We start from the raw sequence: 26,890 nt of genomic DNA, 5'->3' as shown, positions 1-26,890 counted from the left end.
AAGAACTGGTCGAAGCGTCTGATGTAGCGAGTATCGGTATGGGGTCTTCAGTACTCAATTTCGCAGGCCGGGCCTATGTGACGCACTTCGACGCAGGTTGTGCACCAAGACCGCGCAGCTGTGGCAATAGGCGTCGCGGTGCCAGCGCTGCAAGGCCGAGAAAGATGTCTGCCGCTCGCTCACCAATCATGGTGCAGGCCGCGTTGGTGTTGCCTGACACGATGTTGGGCATGATCGAGGCATCCGCCACCCGCAGGTTTTCGATCCCCACGACGCGCAGCTGCGGGTCTACCACGCTCATCGCGTCGGTGCCCATCTTGCAGGTGCCCACCGGGTGCAACGCAGCGCGTGCGTTGCGACGCAAGTAGGCCGCCAGTGCGGCCCGGTCGCTGAAGGTCACGCCGGGGTAGTGCTGACGAGCCACGTACTGGCTGAAGGCAGGCTGGGATATGATGTCCTGCCCAATCAGGTAGCCCTCGGACAACCGGTCGACGTCGTACTGTTCGGCCATGTAGTTGGGCATGATTCGCGGGAACTCGGCGGGGTCTGCACTGCGCAGTGAAACGTGCCCCCGAGAGCGAGGCCGCACATGTTCGAAATTGAGGGTGCAGCCGGTCCCGCCCGGGACACTGTCGGTGCCCTCCTCAATGCCGGCACCCACGATAAAAAAGTACTGCAAGTCAGCTGGCTGGTTCGCGTTTGAACCTCGCGCAAACAGACCGCCTTCGATGAGGTTCGAGGCGATCGGTCCACTGCGCGCGACCAGGTATTGCAGCGCTGCCCAGGCTTTCCATTGGGGCTTCTTGAACTTGTCGTAGCTGTCGACGCCCTTCAACTGGTAAACCAGCGACATCTCCAGGTGGTCCTGCAGATTACGCCCTACCCCGGGCAAGTCGGCGTGTACCGGCAAACCCAGCGAGGCCAGCTCATCCGCCGCACCGACTCCCGATAACATCAACAGCTTCGGCGAGTTGATCGTACCTGCAGACACAATGACCTCACTTTCTGCGGCGACCATGAAGCCCTCGCCACCCCGCTGGTACTCCACGCCCGTCGCACGACCCTGCTCAATGACAATGCGGGTGGCCCTGGCGCCGGTAATCACTTTTAGATTCTTGCGCTGCATGACCGGGTGCAGGTAGGCACTGGCAGAACTTGAGCGTCGCCCATTGCTGCTTGAAATCTGGTAGTAACCGCAACCGTCCGGCGTACCCGAGTTGAAGTCAGGGTTGAAGGGAAAACCAGCCTGCTGGCACGCCTGCAGCCATTTGCGTGTCAGTGGGTGGACGGAACTGTTGAACGACACACCGAGCGGCCCGCCGACACCGTGGGCCTCATTGCAGAAATCTGAGTTGTCTTCGGAACGGACGTAATAAGGCAGCACATCGTCGTATGCCCAGCCCGTCGCGCCCGACTGCGCCCATTCGTCATAGTCCGTGGGGTTGCCACGGGCGTAGACCATGCCGTTGACGGAGCTGCCGCCCCCCAGCACACACGCCTGAATCATCGTATCCCCCGGGGCCCGGCCGAACTCGGCCGGCGAATCCCATGGGTAACGCTTGAGCAGCGGGCCCTGACAGGTCTTGTAGTAGGTGCCGGGAAAGCGAATATAGGGGTTGGAATCGCGGGGCCCTTCTTCGAGCAGCACCACCGAGACTTCCGGGTTTTTCGACAGCTTTGCAGCCAGGATACAGCCGGTGGTTCCCCCACCGACAATGACGTAGGTTGCGCTAAACATCGTGCCATTCCCTTCGTGATGCCACCACGCGCCAGCGTGGTGTCTGATGGATACCGTCCGGGCAGACCGCGGGCTGGACGACTCATGTTCGTCCAGCCCGCACGTTACCTAGATGTTTTTCAGATCGGCCACGAGGCGGTCAGCTGCCTGTCGCGAGGTCATGCCAGGGGTATTGGCAAAGTGCGTGATCACGTCCAGGAACACCCCGCGTACATCGCGGTCCTGGCCAATGTTCTCGACAAACGAGGGCAACATCCCGCCATCGGCCTGATTGGCCTTGCGGTCGGTCAGGTTGATCTGGGCACAGCTGTCGAACTTGTCGGCAGGCACATCGGCGATGGTTGGAATGGAGCCCTTACGGGCGTTGAACTCGATCTGCACCGCAGGATCGAGTACCAGACTGGCAAAGGTTTTCTGAATCTGCTGGTGCTCGGCACTGCTTTGCTTGAAGAAGGCCAACTGATCCGTGATAAATACAAACGCACGGCCATTGCCTGGAGACGCGGCACACAAGAAGTCTTCACCTGGCTTCATCTTGGCGCGCAAAAACTCGCCTTTGGCAAAGTCACCGATAAACTGAAAACCGGCCTTGCCGTCAATGACCATTTGCGTGGCGGCATTCCAGTCGCGACCGATACGGTTCTTGTCCGTGAAGTTGATGACCTTGCGGAACTGATCGAAGACCTTGACCATGGTCTCGCTCTTGATCGCCACCGGATCATGCTCAAGAATCGCCTTGGTGTAAAAATCCTTGCCACCGATGCCTACGATCACCGAGCTGAACATCTGGCCTTCCTGCCAGTCTTCCCCGCCCAACGCCACCGGGATGACCCCGTCCTTTTGCATCCGTTCGGCGATGGCATTGAATTGGTCCCAGTTCTCGGGCAACTTGCCGCCGTACTTGGCCAGCAACGCCTTGTTGGCCCACATCATGTTTTCACGATGCTCGTCCAACGGGATGGCATAGTAGGAGCCCTGATACATCGCCCACTTGCGCATTTCCGGCGAGAGCTTGGCATCCCAGCCCTGCTCCTTGGCGTACTCATCGAGGTTGGTCAGCACGCCCTGGTCGACATAGGCATGCATCAGGTTGGGCACGGTCTGCGTCACGTCCGGGGCCGTTCCTGCGGACAGGCGTGCTTGCAGGGCCTGCTGCTGGTTATTACCATCGTTGCCGGCGATGGCCGAGTCCTTCCAGCCAATGCCGGCCTTTTTCACGGCTTCCTTGAGGGCGTCCAGGGCGTACGCCTCCCCCGCCGAGGACCAAGGGTGAACCACCTCGACTTCCTTCTGGTCTGCCGATGCCATGCCTGAACCCAACAGCACAGCCAATGCGACGGCACTGATCGCGCCACATTTGAAACCCAATTGCCCTGTGCTCCGAACGTTTTTATTGCTTTTCATCACGTTTCTCTTCTGTTGCGGGGTGGAGGATTCAGCCTTTTCGAGGCAGTTCTTGCAAAGGCGCCGTGGCGCCGGACTTGCAAACAGCAGGTACAGGCTCTCGCAACCGGTCCAGGAGGACCGGCTCGTGGCTTGCTCTTCAGTCAGAAGTGGCGTGCAACGCTAGCGGGCGATGCGTTGTTCGGTCGTGGCGTCGAACAGCAACGCCTTGCTCAAATCGACCGCCAGGCCAACCCGCTGGCCGGTCACTCCGACCCCCGGAGCGAACCGCGCCATCAGGGTTTCACCGCAGGCCAGCAGAATCACGAAATTGTCGGAGCCGGTGGGCTCTACTACGTCGACCACGGCCTGAATCAACTCAGGCGAGGTGGTGTCTGCGGAGTGAGCCAGCCATTCAGGGCGCACGCCCAGCACGACCTTCTTCCCGACATACGGCCGGTAACCCTCGCTGATCGCACCCAAGTTGACACGCAGGCCAGCGGTGGCTTGGGCACCGCCCACGAACACCGCATCAGCGCCTTCGAGCTTCAGCGTGCCATTGATGCAGTTCATCGCCGGGGAGCCGATGAAGCGCGCCACAAAGAGGTTCTCTGGGTGCTCGTAAATGGTCTGCGGCGAACCGATCTGTTGAACTTCGCCGCCCTGCATCACCACAATCTTGGTCGCCAGGGTCATGGCTTCAATCTGGTCATGGGTCACGTAGACCGTGGTGGTCTTTTCCCGCAGGTGAAGCTTCTTGATCTCGGCGCGCATGTCGGTGCGTAGCTTGGCATCCAGGTTCGACAGGGGTTCGTCGAACAGGAAAATCTTCGGCTGACGGACCATAGCCCGGCCCATCGCCACCCGCTGGCGCTGACCGCCGGAGAGTTGCGACGGCTTGCGGTCGAGCAACTGATCGAGTTGCAGAATGCCGGCGACCCGCTTGACCGCCTCGTCCTGCTGCTGGCGCGAGGCACCCCGCACGCGCATGCCAAAGGTGAGGTTGCGGCGCACGGTCATCGTCGGATACAAGGCATAGGACTGGAAGACCATGGCGATGTCTCGCTTAGCCGATTCGATGTCATTGACCACCACGCCATCGATCACGATCTGCCCGCTGCTCACCGGCGCAAGCCCGGCAATCGCGCTGAGCAAGGTTGATTTGCCGCAGCCCGAAGGCCCCAGCAATACCAGGAACTCGCCATCCTCCACATCGATGTTGACGCCTTTGAGCGTCCTCAAATCACCGTAGTGTTTTTCCACATTGCGAATGTTCAAAGATGCCATTTGTGTTTACCCCTTGACCGCGCCGGCCATCAGACCGCGCACGAAATATTTGCCCGCCAGGACGTAGACGACCAAGGTCGGCAGCGCCGACAGCAGCGCACCCGCCATATGGATGTTGTAGGGGCGCTCACCGGCACTGGAGCTGACCAGATTGTTGAGCGCGACCATGATCGGTGTGCTGGAACCACTGGTGAAAGAGACGCCGAACAGAAAGTCGTTCCAGATCCCGGTGAACTGCCAGATCACCGTCACCACGATCATCGGCGTGGACATAGGCAGAATGATCAGCAGAAACGTTGTCCAGAATCCCGCGCCATCGACCTGCGCGGCCTTGATCAAATCCTGCGGCACCGTCATGAAATAGTTGCGGAAGAACATCGTGGTCATCGGCAAGCCATAGAGGGTGTGCAGCAGAATCAGACCGCCGATACCGTTGGACAGACCGAAGAGTGCGAGCATTTTGGCGATCGGGATCAGCATCACCTGATAGGGGGCAAAGGTGCCGAACAGAATCAGCCCGTACACCAGATTGGCGCCGCGAAAACTGAACTTCGACAGGGCATAGCCATTCACCGCGCCAATCAGGGAGGAGATCACCACGGCCGGAACGACCATCAAAATGGTGTTCCAGTAGAACCCGCGCAAACCGACACAACTGGTGCCCACGCACGCACTGGACCAGGCGTCGACCCAGGGCTGGACGGTGGGATGGGTGGGGAACGAAAGGATCGAGGTGTGCGCAATCGCGTCCATGTCCTTGAACGAGGCGAACACCATGACCACCAACGGCATCAGGAAGAACGCCGCGAAGCCGATGAGTGCGGCGTACAAGGCCAGGCGCCGTACCAGGGTGATCAGGTTGCGGCGCAAGGCACGAGTATCAATGCCAGTGGCGCTTTCAGTGATGGCTGTCATTGTGTTCACGTTTGAACTCCCCATACAGGTAAGGCACGACGATGGCGACAACAACCAACAGGATCATTACGGCGCTCGCCGAGCCCTGTGCCATCTGCCCGCGCAGAAAGGTGGAGTTGTACATGAAGGTGGTCGGCAGATCGCTGGAGTAGCCAGGCCCGCCATTGGTCAACGCCACGACCAGGTCGAACGAGCGCACGGCCTGATAGACCAGGATCACGATCGCGGAGAACATCGAATTGCGCAGCATCGGAATAATGATCTGGGTATAGATCCGGAAGGCCCCCGCCCCTTCCAGCTGTGCCGCCTTGACGATCTCGGCGTCCACTCCTCGCAGCCCGGCCAGGAAGATCGCCATGACGAAGCCCGCCGTTTGCCAGACTGCCGCAATGACCAGCGTATAAACCGCCATACTCGGATCGACCAGCCAGTTGAAACTGGCATTCTCGAAGCCCCAACTCTTGAGCAGATGCTCGATGCCGGTGCCTGGGTTGAGAATCCACTTCCAGGCGATACCGGTCACGATCAGGGAGATGGCCATGGGGTAGAGGTAGATCATTCGCAACGCGCCTTCGGCACGCACTTTCTGGTCCAGGAAGATCGCGATGATCAAGCCCAGCAGCAGTGAAATCACTGCAAACCCCACGGAAAACAGCACCAGGTTGATCACCGAAGTGTTCCAGCGGTCAGACTCCCACAGCCGGTAATACTGGGCCAGCCCAACAAAGTCGTACTTGGGGAAGAACCTTGAATCGGTGAACGAAATCACCGTCGACCAACCGATGAAACCGTAGACGCTGATCGCGACCAGAATGAAGGTAGGGGTGATCGTCAGCGCTGCGGGGCTCAGGCGAAATCGCTTCGGCTTGGGTGGAGAAGCTGCCGGGTCGGGCGGGGTTATTGTTGTTGTGTTCACGATGATTCTCCTCATACATAACCAGTCAGTTTTATCGGCCTGCGGTGCTACCGGCACCGGCCGACTCACCGTCGTACACAGGCGCAGGAAAATGCAGGCTGCCTTGATGGACCGCCCCTGCGCTGCCTCTTGTTGTCATGATTTCCACCAGTGCCGGGCCCTTGCTGTTCACGGCTTTTTGCAAGGTCGATTGCAACTGGGAGGCATGCTCGACTCGCCACGCCTCGAGGCCGAAATGCTTGGCCACTTCGGCAAAATCCGGAGAGTAGGGTTTACCATCCGGCAGGTTGAACTCACTGCCCAGGTGACGGCCGAAGACCTCAGCCTGGCCATCTCTGAGCGACACGTATCCACTGTTGTTGAACACCACAAACACCACTGGAATGGTGTGCATCACACACACGGCCATCTCCTGCATGGATTGCAGGAAGTCACCGTCCCCCACCACGCAGACCACTTGGCGCGCTGGCATGGCCAGCTTCGCACCGATGGCCGCAGGCACCGCCCAGCCCAGGGAGCCAAAGCTGCCGGAGCACAGGTGGGTACGCGGCAGATACACCGCAAACATTTGTCTCACGGCTACCTGGACACTGCCCGCGCCGACCACCAGGATGGCGTCGCGCTCAAGCACTCGGCGCAACTCGGCCAGCGGGCGCTGCACGATAAAAGGTGACGCATCGTTGTTGCGGTCCACCTCCAGGCGGGCTTCCCAGGACTCGCGCAGGGTGCCGAGTTCTTCCAGGTAGGCTGATCGGGCCTGGGAGAAACCTTGGCACTGCTGCGGTGACAGCGCTGCCACCAGGTCTGCCAGCACGTTGCGCGCATCGGCGGTGATGCCCACTTCCACCCGATGGTTGCGACCGATTTCATGTGCATCCACATCAACCTGGATCAACTGAACATGGGCCAATGCCGACACCGCCCCGCCCCCCCAGCCTTCTTGCAGGGTATTGGCCAATCGGCTGCCCACCGCCAGTACCACATCGGCCGTGGCCAGCAACTGATTGGCACACGGGCTGCCCGATCGGCCGATCGGGCCGGCGCTGAGCAGGTGATCCTCAGCAATGGCGCCCTTGCCGTTGGTGGTGGTGACCACTGGAGCGCAGAGGCTTTCAGCCAGAGCCGTCAGTTCCAGAGAAGCCTCGGCCGCGATCACCCCGCCGCCGGCAAGAATCACCGGGCGCCTGGCCTTGACCAATAACTGCAACGCGCGCTCGATCTGGTCTTTTTGCGCGGCGATTCGGCCGGTAGGCATGCGGGTGTTGGGGGGATCGAAACGGACCTGTGCGGCCGCCACCTGAATCGCGATCGGCACCTCGACACTCACCGGACCTGGGCGCCCACTGAGCATGGTATTGAACGCCTGATGCATGAGCGCAGGCAGATTTTCGATGGTCGATGCCTGTAGCTGAGCCTTGATTGCACCCAGCGACTGGCCGCTATGGGGGCCCCGAACGGAAGCGTCTGCCGACAGGGACTGGGGCAGATGAGACAGTTGCCCACCACTGATGACCAGTGCGGCCGTCGAATCTGCAAAGGCCGTGGCCAAGCTGCCGAGCGCCTTGGACACACCGATCGCCGTCGGCAGCAAGGCCGCCATTGGCCGGCCGCAGGCACGAAAGTAACCATCGGCCATATGGACTGCGCTTTGCTCCTGCATCACCTGGATAAACGGAATTTCCGTCCCCGGTGCAAGCAACGCATCGACCATCGCCCACGAACCGTATCCGGGGATGCCTGCGACGTACTGCACGCCATGTGCCTTGAGCGCTTTCGCTACGATTTGGCCGCCGGTGAGCTTCACAGTGAACTCCAATCTGACGAAGGCTACAGCCGATGATGAAAGACTCATGGTCGACTGGCTTGCCGTTGTGCTCGAGTATTCGCTGCTGGTACCTGGCACTCAATTTCGCAGGGCCGCGAAAAGCGACGCACTTTGACGCATACCTGCCGCATGGCCGACTGCGACCTGGACAAACCGTCAGTTCTATCCCCCGACCAACGCTATTTCATAGCGCATTTCCTCCATGGGTAACCCGCAACATGATCAAGCTGAAAGCCCCAAAGGCATGCTTCGTCAGGTTCGATGATGTACGAAGGAAGGCCGCTGATATTTCACGGGCGAATCAAGATTCCGTTCTGGCAGACGGCGTCAAGGCTATTCAATTCAGGGATATTCGACCCAAGGCCGCAAGCGAGATTGTCGATTTGGCGCAGGCCAGTCGACTTTTGGGACACACCGACAAGCGGATCACCAAAACTGTCTACCGCCGCGCGGGAGAGATCGTGACACCGACAACGTGACGATGTTGACCCTGAGTTGCGGAACGCTAAGGAAAGTTGCGGAACGGCCGGCCTTTCGAAGGGTCAAAACCTACAAACCCCAGAAACGAAAAAGCCCTGAATAATCAGGGCTTTGGCGTTCTAAATATGGCGGAGGCGTAGAGATTCGAACTCTAGGACCTGTTACAGTCGGCAGTTTTCAAGTCCATGAACTTATCTATACGTTTCAATACGTTAGGTAATATTCCGTTCCGCACATAGGAAATTTTCGACCCTCTGAAAGCCACGTATTATGTGGGTCGGCAGAATCATTGCGGAACTGATTTCCCCCAGCCCCGCCCCCGATACCTTTCCTCCATCTAAGTGCCCCGGCTTGCAAAAGTCCCACCTTGGGACTACGATATTCCCATGAGAATTATCGCCATCAGCCAACTGAAAACCTTCTGGGAAAAGTACCCAGAATCTGAGCAATCCTTCCTCGCCTGGCTTGATGAAGCGAAGAAAGCTAGCTGGTCGAACCCTGCCGACATCAAGGCACAGTTTCGCAACGCCAGTATTCTCAAGAGTCGCCGGGTCGTGTTCAACATCAAGGGTAACGATTACCGGCTCGTGGTTGCTGTCGCCTATCGCTATGGCGCCCTCTATATCAAGTTCGTCGGCACCCACAAACAGTACGACGTGATCGATGCCGACACGGTAGAAATGGAGTAATCACCATGAACATTCGCCCTATCCACACAGAACAGGACTACCAGGACGCCCTCAAGGCCATCTCTGCACTGTTCGACAACGAGCCTGAACCTGGAACCCCGGAAGGCGATCATTTCGATGTCATGATCACCCTGATCGAAGCCTACGAGTCGAAGCACTTCCCGGTTGACCTGCCAAACCCAATTGATGCCATCAGGTTCAGGATGGAGCAATCCGGCTTGTCCGTTGCCGACCTAGTGCCAGCTATCGGGAGACCGAATCGGGTTTATGAAGTGATGAACGGCAAGCGAGCCCTTACTCTTCCGATGATTTGGAAGCTGCATGAGATGTTTGGGATTCCGGCTGAGAGCTTGATCAAGCCAGTTAAGCTGGCTTGATCAAGCGTCTCGTATTGCTCTGGTCGACGACAGACTCTGTGCTCTGTATAGGACCTATGATGGATGGGGTGCTCTAAACGCTGCCCCCTGCCGGCGTGCTTTTTGTGCGTCTATAAGGGATCTACCGCTTTCCGATACGACCGCCCTTAGCATCTGAAATACTCAGGAGTTTTTTTGAACGGAATAATCGAAATCATTGTGCAACTCATAGCATCTGCGTCGGTGAGTGCATTACTGACAACAGCCTTAATCTGGCTCTCAAAGTCACTGATAACTGAACGCCTTAAAAATGCTATAAAAAATGAGTATGATCAAAAGCTTGAGACTCACAAGGCTCAACTTAAAGCTCAATCCGAGATCGAAATTGAGAAACTAAGAGCGCAGCTCAATATAACCGCGACTGAGCATGAAGTTAGGTTCTCTCGGCTCCACGAAAAACGTGCTGAAGTCCTTGCTGAAACGTATTCCTTGCTGAGAGAACTGCTCGCCACGCTCAGCAATTATGTGAAATTATTCGAGTCGGCAGGCGACATTCCGAAGGCACAACGAAGAGACGCTACTGTTGACGCACTAAATAATTTTCGTAATTTCTATGCCAAGCGACTGGTATTCATCCCCAAAGAAACCGCAAAAAAACTAGAAACCCTAGACAGAAATTTTATAAAAATTTATAACGAATTTTTATATACCGTTGAACTCATACCAAACAAAGATAACAACACTTACCAAAATTGGGTGAATATTTTCGATCGTGTAAACACTGAAGCAAGAGATGCCTTGTTAGAACTAGAAGATGAATTCCGCAAATTACTAGGTGACGAAAGCTAACACTTATAACAGGCAAAGATCACAAACCCAATCGCTTCCAAACCCTAGACACTAACGCAAACATCGAGGAAAAATACCCGCCTCTAAATTGCGACCAAGCGCCAGCCAAGGAATCCAAATAAAAGTAACATAAATTTCAGCCCTCATAGTCGATCGTCTTGATGGACTGCCCCAAGATTAGTTTGAACGACCAGAAGCTATGCTGCAGAATACCTACTGACAGAACCATGTTGGCAGCAAACACTTTATTTTTCAGGAGCATACAATGGAAGATTTACCAGAAAAGCTGCGAAGAAATGTCATGTTTATCGGCACCCTAATATTAAGCACGTGGATATTTGACTTAAAAATTAAAGTATCAGAAACAGTATTCGGCTTTATTGATATCGGAAACATAACCCCAATTAAAATATGGATTTCACTACTAGTAGCTTTAGTATATTTTTCTCTACGGCACATCTATTCTGACCAGGTAAAATCCGACTTTAAGCTGATGAAAGTAGAGCACCAAACTCTGCGAATCAGAAATGCATACCGAACATTAAACAAACGTATGCGAATTTATTTTAAAACTGGTTTACTCCCTACATGGTTGCCCCAACTAATCCCAGATAGTGCAGCTGACCTTTTCCCCTTCAAAAACCCCATGTTCAAGATTCGCGTAAGCTCTTTAGACAGTAGCTGTGCTGCAGGAGCTATTTCCCTGTCATACAAAGTACTCGGCAAAAATGGCGAAGAGTACAGCTCAATGGCAGGCACAAATCTTTATGACTTCACCCTATCGCGACATGAAAGAATGAAAATATTTATAGCGTCAACTATACGCACTGCAACTTTCTCGAAAGCTGCTGTCGACGTTCTAGCACCATTCATTATCGCAAGCACCGGCTTGATTATTTGCGTATCAAAACTTCTTATACTCCTAATCGCCAAATGATAAGAACAATTACATAATTGAAACCAACAAACACACTTTGAGTACCCTATGCCTTACGTTCAATTCTCCGACGAAACACAATCAAATATAATCAGCTACTTTGCAGGCCCCCAGGATCCGGCTGTATGGCCAAATTGTGAAGAGATACCGACTTGGGATATACGGTGGAAGGTATTCTATGAAGCCCAGCCGCCCCTTCATCGAAATGGACTGCCCGAGCCGACTGAAAGATGGGAAGGCTAGACGGATATCAAACTCGATCGACCTTCGCGAGAATCCAGCTTCCCAAGCTGATAACGAGGGTTCAATTCCCTTTACCCCGCTCCACTATTTTCAGGGCCTCCAGCGGTATCGAGGTAGCGTCAGTCTAAGCTGGTGACCGTTTCGGTGACAGTTACTTGGAATTCGCCTGTCACGCTATTGGCCACCCCTGCCTATGCACACCCTCGTTTTACGTTGACCCATGGGGGAAAAGGTAATTTTGGTAATTTGATTTCTTGGCTGTATTAAAATCATTTAAAATCAATTGATTGAGATTGATTGTTAAAGATAATAATAGGGTGATTTTCTAGTAATTTGGTTACCTTTCAAGATTGTTAGATCCTCACTCTTAAAAACCCTTTAAAACCCTTTAAAATCATATAGTTAGTAAAGTATTACCTTTTCAATTACCCCAAATTACCCTCTTTGATAATTGCTCAAGGCCGCGAAAAATAAGTGCTGCAGCCCCCTTATTTCCAGCCAATTTCTAAAATTACCTTTTTCCCAGCCTTCAACTGAAAATTGCGATTTGACGGCTAAACTAAGAAAATCTGCGGTGTTTGTACCGTCACTGACCGACTATGCTTGAGGTCACAAAAATGCCGAAAACAAACCATCCTCTCGATCAACAAGCGACAATCGACAAAGGCACTCGCTCAGCGGCTACAGTGCCATCAGATATCGGTAGGATCACATCGTATAGAGCTGAGATAAAAGCGCGGAGACGGTGGCTTAACGTAGTGTTTACAGGTTTATTACTGCTTCTTGGAGTTCTCATTCAGCTTAATCCAAGTTACGTCAATTGGATTAAACCCTTCCTTCCTAGTTATGATCTAGAGCTCGTTCCTCTGTTGGGACCTATGCTTATTACTATGGCCCTTGCCAGTGTCGCCATGATATATCTTCAGACCGGATTCAAGTTCAGCGTTAATGAACTTGATTTTTATACTAGTGATTCAATCGGATCAGCGCCTCCGGCAACTTCCGCTGACTCATCACTTGGGAATGTTACTGAGTCGATGTCGGAGCAGCAGACTTCCGTTTTCGCAACAGGCCTGCATTCCAGTGCTTCCCGCATCAGCGGCCTTTCAGACTATGACCAATTAGTTGCGGCATTTTTGGACCAAGCAAGAAAGGATCCAAACGAGGTTGTTTGGGCAGATCTCCTCGCGCAGGCGCGAAAAGCAAGCATCATTGCCACCAGCGAAGCAGCCGTACTCCAAGGCTTCGAACAGGCAAGACAACGGCTGCTTAAAGAAATTGAGAGCCTAGGTTGGCGGAGCAATTTCAATCTTATCCTAGGGATGTTAGTTTCGGGCCTCGGGCTGACAGTATTGGCATTGTATTTTTTCAAAGACACGTCATCGGCAGACCTTGTCAGGGCCGTAGTGGAGCAAGCATCGCCTAGCGAGCAAAATATTGAAATCAAAGAAGCCATTATTTTTACAATTGCATTTCTGCCACGACTGAGTTTTGTGTTGCTTATCGAGCTTTTTGCGTATTTCTTTTTGAGACTGTACAAAGCAAGCCTGAGTGAAATTAAATATTTTCAAAACGAGATAACCAACATAGAAGCGAAAAGCCTCGCTTTGCGTATCGCACTGGCCGTTGACTCGCCAACGAGCCTGAACAAGGCGATTGGAGCATTAGTGGAAACTGAGCGAAATCATATCCTTGAAAAAGGTCAAAGCACGGTCGACTTGGAGCGTGCAAAAATTGAAAGACAAGGGGTAACCGATATAGCAAAAGGGGCAGCAGCTCTCGTAGAAAAACTGAAACAAAAAGATTAATGGTTACCCAAGCTACACTTGCTTCACCGATTCGATGCAAATGGCCTGTCAGATCGAATGCAACGGCCTACACCCCAGACTTCGCCGACGTCGGTGTTGCGCAGTCGATAAGGCCGTGGGGAATGTGCGTAATCAGGGGCCAGCCTTGATAACTCCGGTCCACCATTAGCAAGTCAGTGAAACCGGAGCGCCGAACATTTTGGAGGCAGATTGCTCCTAGAACAGCCCACCCAACGCTGCGGGCTCCCAGTTCATGATCACAAGCTCCCCGCTGACTTCAACCTTTCCCTGTCGCTGATTGGTGTTGCAATAACGGATATCCAGCTTTTCAAAGTGAAACCCCTCAAACGCCCTGCGAATGTCGGGATGATCGTTGATGCTAACCATCACCTTGCCTTTGCATCGCCGCATGAAGTCGGCCATCAGCTCGTACTGCTCGAACCCAAAACCGACGCCATACCCTTCGGTTTGCCAGTACGGCGGGTCCATGTAGTGAAACGTGTGGGCACGGTCGTATTTCTCCGCGCATTTCAACCAGGGTAGGTTTTCCACATAAGTGCCGGCCAGCCGCTGCCAAGCGGCGCACAGGTTTTCTTCGATTCGCAGCAGGTTGATGGCCGGTCCGGTGGTGGCGGTACCGAAACTCTGACCCGAAACCTTGCCACCAAAGGCATGCTGCTGCAGGTAGAAAAAACGGGCCGCGCGTTGGATGTCGGTGAGGGTGTCGGGGTGGGTCATCTTCTGCCATTCGAAGATCTGGCGAGAGCTGAGCGCCCATTTGAATTGGCGCACGAATTCCTCCAGGTGGTTTTGCACAACACGGTACAAAGTCACCAGGTCGCCGTTGATGTCGTTGAGCACCTCGACAGGCGCTGGTTGCGGCCGCATGAAGTAGAGCGCAGCTCCGCCGGCGAAGACTTCGACGTAGCATTCATGGGGTGGAAAGAGAGGGATAAGGCGGTCGGCCAGGCGGCGTTTTCCGCCCATCCACGGGATGATGGGGTTACTCATTCAGCGGTCCCCTCATGCGTTCCTCCCGGCAGCGTTGTAATCGCTGACGATGGTTTTCATTTCGGTGAACTGCCCCTGCAACAACCACAGCAGATCGCGAACGACGTTGATCGAAACAGAAAACTCGCTGCTTTCGATGATGTCTGCCAGGAGTATGTCGACGACCGCTCCCGCTCGATGCAGTTGGCAGAGGATGACGTCGTCCAGACAGTCAGGGTCCACCTCGGGATCAAATTTCAGGACGTTCTCAGGTGTGTACTCCATACGGAGTGTCTTTTGCGGCGGTATGGTGCTGTCGGTGAAGTCTGGCATGTGTTCTTCCCCCTACAATTGGCCATGCTTCTCTGAGCGTGAGTGCTCAAGTAATCAATGCTTTCCTGCAGTCCGACCTCGTCGCCTCCCACCTGATGTGTCGAACAATCTGACTTGAGTCTTTGGGTTAATCACCGACCAGTACCGCTGTCAACGCCACGCTACAAGCTCGCTTGGACTTTCAGATTTATCCTACTCAGTAGCCGTTATCTCGTTGACGTAGGCTTGGCAGGCCCTCAAGGCAATCAGTCCTTCGTCCCCAGCGCTGGTGATGGCGAGAATTCGTTGAGTATGCGCTTGGTCAAGCTGGGCTCTCTGGGCTCCATGAACCACGCGCTCGGAGGTGGAGGCGGCTGGCACTGCACAGCTACCGTTATCGGTGGCTTCGAGTAGGACTGACAACCGCAAGTCAGCAGTAGCAAGGCGGTCACGAAGCCGCGTTTGATTGGTTTGAGCATCGGTAAGGGCTCGATGGTGGGATTGATCGTTGGTTTGTAGGCGCTGCTCGAGGGCTAAGCGTTTCTCTTGCTCGGCGCGCTGGAGGGCGCTTGAGGCGCGGGATATTTGCCCGAGGGCGTCCGCATGGAGACGGGCTTGGTGCTCTAGTTTCTGGCCGTAGCGCCAACCCTGAACCTTCCAGGTGCCAGCTACCGAGGTACTGATCAATGCAGCCATAAGCACGCTGGCTGTGAGTAGTCGGTATGAGGTCGGTATCAGTTCGAAGAGAGACATAGGACTTCCATCGCTCGATTCCAGAGCCGAAGCCGATCATCTTGGCCGTTGAGACCACCGTTGATTTTCCGAGTGATACTCTCGAAGTCACCTCGATCCGCGAGCGCATTAAGCTCGTTGATCCACCAAAACCATGCAGCCGATTCCGCGGCCCACTGTGGCTGCTCCAGCAGCTCAGGCGTAAGCAGCAATCGCTCGTCGCCGAACAACGCCAAGCTGCAGCGGAGGTAGTTGTTGCGACCGGTAACCTGGATCAGCCCGCGACCACAGTAGCGCTGGCCGTCGCCATCAGCTTCCGGGGTATTACCCAATTTGGCAGCCAAGGCACCGGTATCGTATTTGCTGAGGTAATGGTCGCTGCCCAGTTCGCGGACATAGTGCAGATGCCCAGACTCGTGCCCGACTTGCGCAAGGAAGGCAGCTTGGCGTGCTGGTGTATTTATCTGCCGGTGAATCATGGCAGCGTTGAGAGCGGAAACAAAAACGCCCGCTTGGTGGCGGGCGTTAGGCATGATGCTTTGCAGTTGTTTTTCTGTGACTGACATTTTCTCTCCTATTGCAATTGGCCCGCACAAAGCGGGCCTATTGGGTGGTTAGCGATTAGCGATTAGCGATTAGCGATTAGCGATTAAATACTGCGGTTTTCGGTGGCATGACGGAACAGCTATTGCGTCGACTTGACCAAGTACATAGGCACTGACCAACTGATTGCAGTGTATGGAGCTATTGGAGGCTGTCAGGTGGAGCACTTCAGCTAACCGTTCAAAAACCGCAGCGACTAAATGCAGCCGGCCAAGACATCGATAAAATCAGGGGCGGCTCATTCACTGGAAATGCCAGCCTTCTGTCTATTTCAACAATTTTTTCGCGAGCTTGAATACACCAAGGCCAATACCTCCTCCTACCAAGGCAAGGCCAACCGCACAAAGAGCAATTGGAAGGACAGCCGCCGCAGCGCTCCCGCCCGCGATGGTGACGACACCACCAATAATCCCTGTTCCTCCAGCCGCAAGAGTTCCTCCCCCTGCCGCCGCAAGTGCGGCTGTTGTTGTAGCGCCTGACCCAACCGCCGCAGCGAGTGTGGTGACAGCCGCTGCCTCAGCGGCGGCTATACCTAGCGATGTCCCCAGCGCAGCGCCAATACCGGCCCCCGCCCCTGCTCCAACTGTAGCTGCAATCGCTTCACCCAATTTTTGCGTTTTTTCATCATTCATTGAAGTCACTCCCCTTTGGCTTAATTGCTAGGCTCAGACTACACCAATTTGCATTACATGCAAATTTATCTACAAAATAATTTTCCCCCAACACACAAATGGTTGCGTATGTTAGTATTAAGCCACGAGAAAATTGGTGGTGATCATGATTCAACCTAAACTGGCCACAGCGTTTCAGAACATTTTTGGCGTGGTTGTGACTGCCCTTCGATCCAACCGAGAACCCGCGGTCACCCAGACGGAGTTGGCAGAGTTTGTAGGCGTTACTGTCTCAACGTGGTCTCGAATCGAGCGCGGGGATTCAGCCCTGAATCTGGATCAAATGCTTCGTGTTGCGGTTTTTTTTGACACGCCACTAAGTGAGCTAATACGGCAATGTGAGAATGCTATTGGCGAATTGGAGAGCAAAGGCATAGAGGTCTCGCTGTCAAAAAACGAACTCCAAGTCGAGGGATCTACCTTATCCTTGAGTAATTCTCAGTTGCTCGGATTGGGTGTAGCCGCGTTTATACCTGGCCCAGTAGGGATAGCCGTCAGTGCGGCAACTGCTGCTTACCTCTCATGGAAAAAACGAGATCCGAATCAAAAAAAATAAGCTGTATCATTAGTCCAGACTGTCAGCCCCACATCGCTCGTTCTAAGTGAATCACCCGCAGCTTCCTTAGATGCCGTGACCGGCATCTAAGGTTGATCCGACTTAGCTCAATACGCTGCTATTTGGCCAATTTTTACCGGTCATCACGCCAACGATTACTGGTCAAATCAATGCAACTACGCACTACAGCTCCAACACCTTCAAATCTCCCGATGTTTTCTTGCGTTTACCAGCGGCCTTAGCCTTACCATTCTTGCCCGCATTACACCCCACCGTCGTGCTCCAACCGGCCTGGGTGTAGGTTTGCTCGACAGAGTCCACCAGGTACTCGCCGTCCAGCCCTTCCTTGAAGTCGAGCGCATTAATCAAGCGCTCGGCGAATAGATCGGTGCGTCCGGGCATTTCCAGGCGAACCGCCGCGGTCGAACGATTGAATGCTGCCAGCCGCGCCTTGGCGCCCTGTTCAGCGGCAGATTTATTTGGGTGGATATGCCGGTCGGTATGGACAGGTGGCAGCCCGTCGGGGGAATCGTCGTTGTCCAGAGTCAGGACCACCAGCTCACCGCTTTTCTGGTCTTGATAGTGAGCCTTGACCGCCCCTTGAGTGGAGCGGTCGGCAAAGCGAAACTGCCAGCGACTGACATCACTGCGCCGGAGGGTGACAACGCCGAGGCTCTTGCCACCAGCACTGAGCCCTGCTTGCCGAGGCATGACCAACAACTTGCCATCAGCCACTTTGGCCGAGAAATCATATTGCTTGGCCAAACGGGTGATGAAGTTGAAATCGGACTCACCCAACTGATCCGCTCGCGGTACCAGCACACCCGAGGTACAAGCCGCCTGCCAACCGTTGCGCGCAGCGACGTCGCCGACAATACGAGCAAGACTGACCTCCTCCCAACTGCCGCTACGGGTGGTCTTGCCGCTACCGCGCATGTCGCTGGCTTTACCGCGAATCACCATAGTATCCGGTGGGCCTGACACCTCAACTTCATCTACTGTGTAGCGGCCCAATCGGGTCATCGAGGTATCGGCATAACCGAGGAACACCTCGATACCTGCTCCGCGCTTGGGCAATGCCACAGCCCCATCGCGATCATCGATCCGAAGCTCGAACGTATCCGACTCCATTCCCGGCTTGTCCAAGGTGCGCAACAGAATCAAGCGGTCGTTGATCAGCGCAGTGATGTCCGCCCCATCGGCGACAATGCGAAAGGCGGGTTTCATGTTTCGGTTCTCCAGAAACAATAAACCCCGCTGGATGCGGGGTTTAGAGAAAATTGCGCTCAGCTAGTTTTCAGCGAAAGTACCCGAAACTGCATTGGACACGTCAAAGCCATGAGAGGTAGGTATCGACAGTTTGCAGAAGTTCTAAAACACCTACAAACACCGAGATCATTCAATTGTTGTTAAATTGAGCCGTACTACTCTTCTGAAGTTTTTGCACTTAGGCTCCTCCCCTTCGCCGACTGACGCTTTGGCTGTTTTGAACTACTAGCACTAGCCGGAACGGTTTCTTCGTGGATAAGACTAGCAACCTGCATCAATAGTTGCTGATAAGCCTGCTGCCGGAGTGACGGATCATCAATTTGATCCGCCAAACGTTGGCCAGTAAGCACATGAGCATTTACAACAGGTTGTCGAAAGTAGTGATTTAATTGACTCAGAGAGAGGCGGTGAACGTCCAAAAAGGTTTTGGTGATAAACGCAGCGACCGCGCCACCGATTCCCGATATCGTAGCAGCTGCAGCTACGTGTTCCCAACCAGGATTTGTCAGCACATGAATGCCTCCCAAGACTATAAAGCCTAGTCCGGCAACCATCGAAATTATGGCGAACATAAACGACCAACCAGCTCTTGCTTGAGTTTCTGTTTGGTATTTTTCTATTTGCTTATTATATAGATCGAAAAGTCGGCCGGCCTGAAGCAAGTCTCGATTCTTCTTTATTAGATCATTAATATCGTTAGCTCGTTGATCCAGTGTTTCTGAAGAATGTTTCAGCTTCTCCGTGTCTGCCTCCAAGTCCTCAGGCGAGACGTGAAATGCATCTTTCTCAGCTTGTAGCACTAAACTTCTAGCCGCTCGGCTTTTGAAAAAATCTGCGGCCAACTTTAATGCAAAAGATGCCAGAGTAACTATAGCGAGCGCGAATTTTCCGAGGGTCGCCCAGTCAAAAACATCAATCAATTAAATCCCCCTTAACCCAAGAAAAATTTTAGCCTGTAGGCCCCATAAAACCATAAATCATAATTTTGCAAGAACTGTATTGTAGCGGAATATTAACAGACAGGAACATTATAAATGTGATTTTTGTTGAAGCGTGAGAAGCTGAACTGAATCCGACTACTGTTTAGCAGACACCAAGCCAACAACAAGGAGCCGCAACTGATGGTCACCTGTGATTTTTAAGCCATATCGACAGCAGCTATTGACCGATAGACTACGGTAGCCAGGCAGTTATGGATCGGCTTTTACCGGGCGTGGATACGATGTGTGCTGGTCAAGTTCGATTCAAAAGGATGGTCATGTCCGTACAGTTTCCAAGAAATTTTCATCGGGGCAGTCGACGTGTTAGCGAGGGTGACCTAGTGCGGGAGTGTCAGATTTTTTGTGTTCGGGCTGGTTGTGGCCTGCCGTCAGGCAGGCCTTTGTTTTACCAGCTCGGCCTGGTAAATCGATCTCCATAGAGAATCGCAAATTGATTCATCGCCACCTTCCAATCATGCGCTGGCGTTACCCCAGTTAGCGGTGATGTTGCGTAATCCCAGCCATATCAGCTTCGTCGCTGCATCGTCAGTGGGGAAGTGCCCTCGGGTCTTGATGATCTTTCGTAGCTGAGCGTTGATGCTTTCGATGGCGTTGGTTGTGTAGACCACCTTTCGGATGCCTGCCGGGAAGACAAAAAACGGGATGACTCGATCCCAGGCTCTACGCCAAGCAGCAACTACAGTCGGATACTGCTTGCCCCAAGGCCCCGCCTCAAAGGCGTTCAGTTCCTGCTCAGCGATATCGGCGTTAATGGCTTGATAAATCGGCTTGAGCGCCTTGGCCAGTGCTCGACGTTTATCCCAAGCCGCATAGTCCAGGCTGTTGCGGATCAGATGCACGATGCAGGTTTGCAGTGTGGTAGCAGGAAACACCGCCCCTAGGGCCTCTGGTATCCCTTTAAGGCCGTCTGTGACGGCGATCAGCACATCTTCAACACCACGAGTCTTCAGGTCGTTGAACACCTTCATCCAGAACTTGGCACCCTCGGTGCTTTCGATCCAGATGCCCAAAATATCTCGTGTGCCATCGGGTAACACGCCCAGTGCCAAGTACACCGCCTTGTTACGCACCAAGCCTTCGTCGCGAATTTTGACCCGCAGCGCATCAAAAAAGATGACTGGGTACATAGGCTCTAAAGGGCGTTGCTGCCAAGCGCCAACCTCTTCCAGCACAGCATCGGTCACTGAACTGATGAAGTCATGCGACACATCGGTTCCATACTGCTCGGACAGGAAAGCGCGTATCTCACGCACCGTCATCCCTCGGGCGTACATGGCAATGATCTTGTCATCAAAGCCTGTAAATCGGCGCTCATGCTTGGGAATGAGGATCGGCGCGAAGCTGCCATCGCGGTCTCTGGGGATATCCAGGCGAAGTGGCCCGTCATCGGTCAGTACCGTTTTACCGCTTTTACCATTGCGCTGGTTGGTTGAATCCTCAGGGCGCTCCGCGCCCTGAGGATAGCCAAGGTGGTGACCCAGTTCGGCGCCTAGCGCACGCTCGATCAGCGCCTTTTTGAACGCCATAGAGGCGTCCTGAATGGCTGCGGCGCTCATCGGGCCTTGGACGAACTGATCAATCAGCTCTTTGGGTATCGAGGGCAATTCCCTCGGTGTTGCACTGGCGGACTTCTTTTTGGTCGGCATAAATGCACCTCTGGTGACATGTTATGCCCGAACACAAAATTTCTGACAGTCTCCCTAGTGCCCGCGACATGCTCAATCCCACAACTGCACCTGCTCAACCACCGGTTTTACAAGATCAGGCAACACAATCAACACCCCAGCACGCAACGGCTGAGCCTCATCCGCCAACCCTTGATTAGCACCCAGAACCGCCTCAACAGTGCCAGAGAGATGCCCATAGTAGTTGCTGCACAACACGTCGAGCAGGTCGCCGTCAGACGTTCTGCATATCGTCGCCATAGCGGCTGAACTCCAGGGTAAAGGATTGTTTGCGCGGGATGCCGCCCTGCAGTAATGCGCTCTGCTCTTCTTCCAGTCGGCTCAGGCACCAAGTGCCCAGCACAACGCCGAACCCGGTTGTCAGGCTGAGTGGCTCCAGTTGGGTGCCCATTCTGCGCAGGGTGTTCAGTTGTTCCAGCCCACCTTTGAAGCTTGGGTAGATGGCCCCCTTGAGCGTTATTTTGTCGTCACCCGGACCGATCCCCTGCCGCGCTGGGCGTCGTGATAATCGCTCTTGCGAAGCCCAGCGGAAATCAGTCTGGCGCCTGAGTTCATCGAAAGCAGCGGTGTCCAGGTTGAAATAGTACGGTGGGGTATTCGGTCCCAACGGTTGCATGATGAGCAGATGGGGGAACGGCTTGACCGCCTCGGCCAGCGGTGTCGCGGCTGTGGTGAAGAGGCCAGTCGGGAGAATATTCGCAAGTGATGGACTGACTTGACCGGCAATCTGGTTGATAGCGGCCGCGACGTTGCTGGCCTGGGCTTTGAACGCATCAACACGCCCCTCAACGCCTGATAGCGCGCGTGTAGCTTGGCTATAGGTGTTAAGCACCGTGCCCAGCTTGGATTCAGCGGCGTTAATGGCCCGCATCATCCGCTGAAGCTTGGCTCCCATCTCCGGCGGCACGCCGGGCAAACTGCCCAACTCACCAGCCGCCCCCGTGACATCGCCAATCGCGCTGTTCAGCGGGCCGAGCATGCCATCGATGTTGCGCCGCCCGGTTTCGCCCGCCTCGACCAGGTACTTGAAGCTGGATTGAAGCTGATCCATGTACGGCATGTGCCCTCCGTATTAATTGATATGCGGCGCATCAAACAAGCTGCGCCGCTCCGCCTGCTGGGCGAACTCTTCGAATTGTGATTGCAGGTACGGCATCATCGCGTCGGCCAGTTGCTGCGGGTCTTTGACGTCGCCCTGGACGGTGATTTCCAGTTTGGGTGCGAACGTCAGGCGCTGATCGACCTTCGCCGGAGTGGTCTTGGCCACAGGCTTGAACTTCAGTAGTGCGCCAGGCGCGGCGGCGGGTTTCTCGAACGAGCGCGCAACATCGCCCAATCGAGGACCGAGCTGTGAGCCGGCGTTAGGCAGCATCAGCGGCCCTTGCGCTGGCATGCGGTCAAGACCGCCATTGCCGAACATGGCCTTGCCGAGTGAGCCCCCTGCCGCGCCGCCGCCCCAGGCACCGATGATGCCGCCGATGATGCTGCCGACTGCGGTACCGATCACCGGCAGGACCGCAGTACCAATTGCGGCCCCGATTGCTGCACCGCCTAATGAGCCAGCGAAGGTGCCGGCAGCGTCGCCGTAACCCTCGGCTTTTTCATCTCGGGTTTCTGCGTTTTGGTAGGTATCGATCCCTTGCAGCCCCGCCGACACTGCCGACAACACACCGGCGCCTTTGATGTAGCGCCCAGCTCCAATGCCAGGCGTCCGAGCTTTGCCTTTTCCCTTGTTGCCGCGACCGCCGCTGCTTTCACCACTACCCGTAAGGCCTGCCGAGTTCACCACGCGTACGAGTTGCACGACGTTGGGGTTACCGATCAGAGAACCGCGACCCAGGTTCATCAGCCCTTTGCCAATTTTGAAGGCGTTCAACGCCAACCCGGCCGCGACTACCCCGCCCGCTAACAACGTCGTGCCTCTGATCAGCCCCGGATATTTCTCACACAAGCTGCTCAATCCGTACCCCAGGCTGCTCAACCCATCGGTCACCAGGTTGGTAATGGGCCGTACTGCATCACCGATGCTCACCATCATCGCCGCCATGCTGTCGGTGGCTGTCGACCACTTCGCGTTGGAGGTCTCCCGAGCTTTGGCGGCATCTTGCTCGATCTTGGTTCGACCGTCCGTTGCTTTGATTTCCGCCATGTCGGCCTTGATCTTGGCGCCCGATTTGATCTGGGCAAGCAGGCCGGCGCTGGCACTTTTATCGCTGACGACGCTCGCCAGCCCGGAGGCCTGCATCAAGGCGACAAACGCTTGATCCTCTTCCGCGCTGCCATCTTTGGCGGCGAGGATCTTAGCCTTGAGCTGGTCCATTTTTTGCGCTTTGGCAGGGTCCTGGCGCCTGATCAATTGCTCGCTGAGCAGGATGAATGCGTCGACCGGGTTGGAGGCTTTACCCGCCTTCTGCGCTGCGATCAGCGAACTGGTCAGGTCGAAGCCTTCCTTGGCGAATCGCTCCTGACTGGTACTGCTGATGACCGCATTCAGCAGGTTATCCATGTTGGTGGCTGCCGCTGCAGCATCCTGGGTCTGGTCATACTGCGATTGCAGGCTGGCCCCTAAAAAGCGCACGGCCTCCGGCCCTTCCATGCCCAAGCGGTTAATGGTGCCCAGCAGACTCGGCAGGTACTTGGCCATTTCCTTCGGCCCGAAAGCGCCAATATCGCCGGCTGCAGCCACTTGGCCAAGAATCGCGCCCATATCCTTTTGCTCAATGCCTGCGACCTTGAAGGCCTTGATCAGCGTGGCAATGGTTGTTTCTTCCATGCCCTGACCATCAACAAGGTCGGCAACCAGCGGCGCGTAATCCAGCGACTCCTCCCAGTCGACACCCTTCTCGATCAAACCGGCGATGGCAGCGGCCAACTTCTGCTGCCCCATGCCTTTAGCCTTGGCGACCTCGCTGATGCCCTTGGCCAGCGCGGCCTCGTCGGCCGTGCCGGCGGTATGCGCCCAGATCGCCATTTGCCGAATCTGGGCCTGATAATCGCCGGATATTTTCGTCGGTATGGCCAGCGATGCAGTCGTCGCAGCGGCCATCCCGAGTGTGCTGCGCATGCCGGCCTTACCTTGGCTGATCTGCGAGTGGCCCAGTGCCTTGAGCTCTGAGCCACGGGCTGCGTTGCCAAGTGTCTGGTAGGCCCGGCTGAGATTACGCACCTCGACGCCTTGATCTTTGAGAAGACCCAGGTTGCGGTCAAGCTTTCCTCGCAGCTTGTCAGCCCCATCGATTCCAGCGTCATGCGCCTTTTTCCATTCGTCTCGCAGACGCATGGTTTCGCCGATAGTACTTTGCAGAACCCGTGCTTTAGCGCCCTGCTCGCTCAAGCGCTTTATACGGCTTTCCACATTCTTGAATGCATTGCCGATGGAGGGGCTAACGGCACCGCCGATGACCAGCCCCAAGGAAAGAGTGTTCGCCATGGAGTACCCGTGAAGCAAAGAGAACGACAGCGGCGGCTCAATCGGTGAGCCACCAGACCATGTCGGAAAACCGCATTGATTCGATCTCGGCGGCAGAAAAATGGAGTTCCCGGGCTAGCCGTTTTGCGACCAGCTTCAGCAGCCCTGCGTTAAACCCCGTCGTCATTGACCAGGCGAAAGTAGGCAGCCTGCAGTCGGTTGTAATCCTTGACGGTCAGCTCCTCCACGTCTTTTTGGCCGGCCTCGAGCAGACTGGAAAACAGCGTCAGTTCGCGTTGATCAGAATCCACTTTGCTCACGGTCTCAGCGGCCCTGACATCTTTAACTTTCGGCGAGCGCATGGTCAGTGTGTCGACCTTCACGCCGTTGACCTCGCTGGGACACGAGAGGGTTATGCAGGCAGACTCGTCTGTTAATTTCAACCAAGTGGGCAGTTCGTTTTTTGCTTTCAAATTGGACATTCTGTTTCTCCTTAAAGGCCCAGGGCCTGACGTACTGCCGCCAACTGATCAACCCCATCGATCACGCGGACGCTGTTGACCATGTCGATTTCATACAAAAGGCGGCCATCCACCTCGAGCTTGTAATAGCTGGTGGCGATGGCGTATTTGAATTCACCTTTATCGCCCGGTTTCCAATCACCTGGGTCGACCTCTTTGAGCATGCCGCGAATGGACGCAACGACGGCCGTGACCGCGCCCTTCTGTCCTCGAAAGGCACCGCGCCAAACGCCGTTGAATGCGGTCTGGTCGGCCAAGCCGAAAAACCTCAGCCCCTCGCGCCGCACGCCATGTGTGGTGAATGAGGCCTCCATCTTCTCCAGCCCCATGTCCATTTCGATGGGACCGGCCATGCCCCCGCCACGATAGTCATCCGTTTTGACGGTCAGCTTGGGCAAGCTCAACTGCGGCACATCACCGTTGAAACTGACGCCGTCGACGAACAGGTTGGTGTCATAGAGCATTTGCGGAATCATTGATCGGCCTCCTTAGGCGTTGGTGTCGAGAACTTCGGTCAGCCATTGATTGGTGACTTCAACGCGGAAGTTGGGGTTTTCCGCAGGTGGCACATCGGTAAACCGAATGTTCCAGTAGACCTTGCCCTGCTCCAGCTGACTGGCGGTGTTCAAATCGGGATCGGCAAACACCTCAAAATTGATGATTGCCCCCTGATTTTTCAGGTCACGCATGAAGTTCTCGAGACCCTCGGTAACGTCCTTGACGTAGGTCTTGGTGATGGAGCGGTCGACCGCCCATTTATGCCCAAACAGGATCGCGTCCATGACGATATCCAGCGTGCGAACCCGAGTGACAAACGCCCACTTCGGATCGCTGGAGCAGGTGCGGTTGCCCCATAGCCGATAACCTTCATCGCGAATGATGGTGGTGATATTGGCGTTGTTGAGCAGGTTCGCCCGGCAGGTTTCGTCGCCGTCGAGAAATTCGACAGGGCGTGTGGTGCCAGTGATGCCGACGAACTCTTTGTTCGAGGGCGATGCCCAAAAGCCGTACTCGGAATCGGTCCAAGCGAACAGGCCTGCAGTCCAGGCGGAGGCCGGTGCATCCACCGTTTTACTCAGCCCGGTGTCCCACATCTGCACACCTGGGTCGACCAGGAACACGCGCTTGCTGCCGAAGTTCTTCGCGTACTCCATGGCCTCCTCGTCAGTGGTGTTAGGACCGTCGACAATGCCCACCGCACGCAACTTCGCAGCCAGGGCATCCATCGCAGTGGCCACCGCCTGCGTAGCCGAATGCTTGGGCGCGATCAGCAATCGCGGTTGAGCGTTGAACCGGCTCTTGCCGTCCAGCAGGGCTTGCAGGCCGGTACGCTGACCCGATGCCAGCACCCCGCCGATAATGGCGGAGGTCTGTGCGGCTGCATCTTCAAGCTGTTTAACCCCGACACCGACAATCACCGCCTTGGAGCGGATGAAGATGGCTTTGGCAGCTTTGGTGATAGCGGAATCTTCACCCCAGGCAGCAACGGCTTCGCTCTCGCGTGTAATCAGTACCGGCTGATTTGCCGCGGCAGTCGGTGCGATACCGGTGGCCGCGGGATTGAAGGTGTCGCACAGTCCAATAATGGACGTGGATGGCAGCGCAATAACTCTGGCCCCGGTATCAACCAGGCTGACGGTGACGCCGTGAAAAAAACTCATAGGGAGCAATCTCCTGAAACGACAAAGCCCCGTAGTGCGGGGCTTTGAGGATGG

At 55.1% G+C, this 26,890-nt stretch carries 24 protein-coding genes and 2 pseudogenes; 7 read left to right on the top strand and 19 right to left on the bottom strand.

Annotation, left to right across the window (positions count from 1 at the left end):
* Window positions 1-73: 73 nt before the first annotated feature.
* The 6 genes from ACF0H7_RS09780 to ACF0H7_RS09755 all read right to left on the bottom strand — a co-directional run bounded on the left by ACF0H7_RS09780 (window position 74) and on the right by ACF0H7_RS09755 (window position 8,043).
* Window positions 74-1,738 carry a GMC family oxidoreductase gene (locus tag ACF0H7_RS09780; RefSeq protein WP_397452556.1) on the bottom strand — a complete coding sequence of 555 codons (1,665 nt, stop codon included), beginning with the start codon at window positions 1,736-1,738 and terminating at the stop codon, window positions 74-76.
* 108 nt (window positions 1,739-1,846) lie between these two features.
* Window positions 1,847-3,142, bottom strand: coding sequence for an ABC transporter substrate-binding protein (locus ACF0H7_RS09775; protein WP_397452555.1), 1,296 nt, complete (start codon window positions 3,140-3,142; stop codon window positions 1,847-1,849).
* Window positions 3,143-3,304: 162 nt separating this feature from the next.
* On the bottom strand, window positions 3,305-4,408 hold the full coding sequence (locus ACF0H7_RS09770) for an ABC transporter ATP-binding protein (RefSeq protein WP_397452554.1): 1,104 nt from the start codon (window positions 4,406-4,408) through the stop codon (window positions 3,305-3,307).
* Between the two features lie 6 nt (window positions 4,409-4,414).
* Window positions 4,415-5,332: a carbohydrate ABC transporter permease gene (locus ACF0H7_RS09765; protein ID WP_397452553.1), complete on the bottom strand. Its 918-nt coding sequence runs from the start codon at window positions 5,330-5,332 to the stop codon at window positions 4,415-4,417.
* The gene (locus ACF0H7_RS09760; RefSeq protein ID WP_397452552.1) at window positions 5,307-6,239 is read right to left on the bottom strand and encodes a carbohydrate ABC transporter permease; all 933 of its coding nucleotides are present in this window, start codon (window positions 6,237-6,239) and stop codon (window positions 5,307-5,309) included. Before ACF0H7_RS09760 ends, ACF0H7_RS09765 begins: the two co-directional genes overlap by 26 nt.
* Before the next feature lie 31 nt (window positions 6,240-6,270).
* On the bottom strand, window positions 6,271-8,043 hold the full coding sequence (locus tag ACF0H7_RS09755; RefSeq protein WP_397452551.1) for a thiamine pyrophosphate-binding protein: 1,773 nt from the start codon (window positions 8,041-8,043) through the stop codon (window positions 6,271-6,273).
* Between the two features lie 227 nt (window positions 8,044-8,270).
* Here ACF0H7_RS09755 and ACF0H7_RS09750 point away from each other — a divergent pair.
* The 6 genes and pseudogenes from ACF0H7_RS09750 to ACF0H7_RS09725 all read left to right on the top strand — a co-directional run.
* Window positions 8,271-8,543 (top strand): annotated as a pseudogene (locus ACF0H7_RS09750) (integrase); the annotation flags it as partial.
* Between the two features lie 387 nt (window positions 8,544-8,930).
* The gene (locus tag ACF0H7_RS09745) at window positions 8,931-9,233 is read left to right on the top strand and encodes a type II toxin-antitoxin system HigB family toxin (protein ID WP_397452550.1); all 303 of its coding nucleotides are present in this window, start codon (window positions 8,931-8,933) and stop codon (window positions 9,231-9,233) included.
* 5 nt (window positions 9,234-9,238) lie between these two features.
* Window positions 9,239-9,610, top strand: a complete 372-nt coding sequence (locus ACF0H7_RS09740) for a type II toxin-antitoxin system HigA family antitoxin (RefSeq protein WP_397452549.1) — start codon at window positions 9,239-9,241, stop codon at window positions 9,608-9,610.
* Window positions 9,611-9,784: 174 nt separating this feature from the next.
* Window positions 9,785-10,438 (top strand): hypothetical protein, encoded by a 654-nt coding sequence (locus ACF0H7_RS09735; RefSeq protein WP_397452548.1) that lies wholly within the window; start codon window positions 9,785-9,787, stop codon window positions 10,436-10,438.
* Between the two features lie 265 nt (window positions 10,439-10,703).
* Window positions 10,704-11,375, top strand: a complete 672-nt coding sequence (locus ACF0H7_RS09730; RefSeq protein WP_397452547.1) for a hypothetical protein — start codon at window positions 10,704-10,706, stop codon at window positions 11,373-11,375.
* Window positions 11,376-12,235: 860 nt separating this feature from the next.
* Complete coding sequence (locus ACF0H7_RS09725; protein WP_397452546.1) at window positions 12,236-13,426, top strand: hypothetical protein; 1,191 nt, start codon at window positions 12,236-12,238, stop codon at window positions 13,424-13,426.
* 216 nt (window positions 13,427-13,642) lie between these two features.
* On the opposite strand, the gene ACF0H7_RS09720 is transcribed toward ACF0H7_RS09725, so the two are convergent.
* The 4 genes from ACF0H7_RS09720 to ACF0H7_RS09705 all read right to left on the bottom strand — a co-directional run bounded on the left by ACF0H7_RS09720 (window position 13,643) and on the right by ACF0H7_RS09705 (window position 16,695).
* Window positions 13,643-14,437, bottom strand: a complete 795-nt coding sequence (locus ACF0H7_RS09720) for a DNA adenine methylase (RefSeq protein ID WP_397452545.1) — start codon at window positions 14,435-14,437, stop codon at window positions 13,643-13,645.
* A 12-nt stretch (window positions 14,438-14,449) separates the two neighbouring features.
* Window positions 14,450-14,749, bottom strand: a complete 300-nt coding sequence (locus tag ACF0H7_RS09715) for a hypothetical protein (RefSeq protein ID WP_397452544.1) — start codon at window positions 14,747-14,749, stop codon at window positions 14,450-14,452.
* Between the two features lie 713 nt (window positions 14,750-15,462).
* Window positions 15,463-16,026, bottom strand: coding sequence for a glycoside hydrolase family 19 protein (locus tag ACF0H7_RS09710; protein WP_397452543.1), 564 nt, complete (start codon window positions 16,024-16,026; stop codon window positions 15,463-15,465).
* A gap of 303 nt (window positions 16,027-16,329) precedes the next feature.
* Window positions 16,330-16,695, bottom strand: a complete 366-nt coding sequence (locus ACF0H7_RS09705) for a hypothetical protein (protein ID WP_397452542.1) — start codon at window positions 16,693-16,695, stop codon at window positions 16,330-16,332.
* Between the two features lie 145 nt (window positions 16,696-16,840).
* On the opposite strand from ACF0H7_RS09705, the gene ACF0H7_RS09700 reads away from it, so the two are divergent.
* Complete coding sequence (locus ACF0H7_RS09700) at window positions 16,841-17,290, top strand: helix-turn-helix domain-containing protein (RefSeq protein WP_397452541.1); 450 nt, start codon at window positions 16,841-16,843, stop codon at window positions 17,288-17,290.
* A gap of 183 nt (window positions 17,291-17,473) precedes the next feature.
* On the opposite strand, the gene ACF0H7_RS09695 is transcribed toward ACF0H7_RS09700, so the two are convergent.
* The 9 genes and pseudogenes from ACF0H7_RS09695 to ACF0H7_RS09655 all read right to left on the bottom strand — a co-directional run bounded on the left by ACF0H7_RS09695 (window position 17,474) and on the right by ACF0H7_RS09655 (window position 26,836).
* Complete coding sequence (locus tag ACF0H7_RS09695) at window positions 17,474-18,517, bottom strand: phage late control D family protein (protein ID WP_397452540.1); 1,044 nt, start codon at window positions 18,515-18,517, stop codon at window positions 17,474-17,476.
* A gap of 197 nt (window positions 18,518-18,714) precedes the next feature.
* Complete coding sequence (locus tag ACF0H7_RS09690) at window positions 18,715-19,479, bottom strand: hypothetical protein (protein ID WP_397452539.1); 765 nt, start codon at window positions 19,477-19,479, stop codon at window positions 18,715-18,717.
* A 466-nt stretch (window positions 19,480-19,945) separates the two neighbouring features.
* Window positions 19,946-21,206: pseudogene (locus ACF0H7_RS09685) on the bottom strand (IS256 family transposase).
* A 72-nt stretch (window positions 21,207-21,278) separates the two neighbouring features.
* On the bottom strand, window positions 21,279-21,485 hold the full coding sequence (locus ACF0H7_RS09680; protein ID WP_397452538.1) for a tail protein X: 207 nt from the start codon (window positions 21,483-21,485) through the stop codon (window positions 21,279-21,281).
* Window positions 21,460-22,305 carry a phage tail protein gene (locus ACF0H7_RS09675; RefSeq protein WP_397452537.1) on the bottom strand — a complete coding sequence of 282 codons (846 nt, stop codon included), beginning with the start codon at window positions 22,303-22,305 and terminating at the stop codon, window positions 21,460-21,462. The genes ACF0H7_RS09680 and ACF0H7_RS09675 overlap by 26 nt, the downstream gene beginning before the upstream one ends.
* A gap of 12 nt (window positions 22,306-22,317) precedes the next feature.
* Complete coding sequence (locus ACF0H7_RS09670) at window positions 22,318-24,675, bottom strand: phage tail tape measure protein (protein ID WP_397452536.1); 2,358 nt, start codon at window positions 24,673-24,675, stop codon at window positions 22,318-22,320.
* 149 nt (window positions 24,676-24,824) lie between these two features.
* Complete coding sequence (locus ACF0H7_RS09665; RefSeq protein WP_397452535.1) at window positions 24,825-25,136, bottom strand: phage tail assembly protein; 312 nt, start codon at window positions 25,134-25,136, stop codon at window positions 24,825-24,827.
* Window positions 25,137-25,147: 11 nt separating this feature from the next.
* Window positions 25,148-25,651 carry a phage major tail tube protein gene (locus ACF0H7_RS09660; protein WP_397452534.1) on the bottom strand — a complete coding sequence of 168 codons (504 nt, stop codon included), beginning with the start codon at window positions 25,649-25,651 and terminating at the stop codon, window positions 25,148-25,150.
* 12 nt (window positions 25,652-25,663) lie between these two features.
* Window positions 25,664-26,836 carry a phage tail sheath subtilisin-like domain-containing protein gene (locus tag ACF0H7_RS09655; RefSeq protein WP_397452533.1) on the bottom strand — a complete coding sequence of 391 codons (1,173 nt, stop codon included), beginning with the start codon at window positions 26,834-26,836 and terminating at the stop codon, window positions 25,664-25,666.
* Window positions 26,837-26,890: the final 54 nt, after the last annotated feature.

It is taken from the genome of Pseudomonas sp. NA-150, from assembly GCF_044336365.1.
GTDB lineage: Bacteria > Pseudomonadota > Gammaproteobacteria > Pseudomonadales > Pseudomonadaceae > Aquipseudomonas.
The sequence above is the reverse complement of the archived record's forward strand: the minus strand, read 5'-3'. Positions and strand labels throughout refer to the sequence as shown.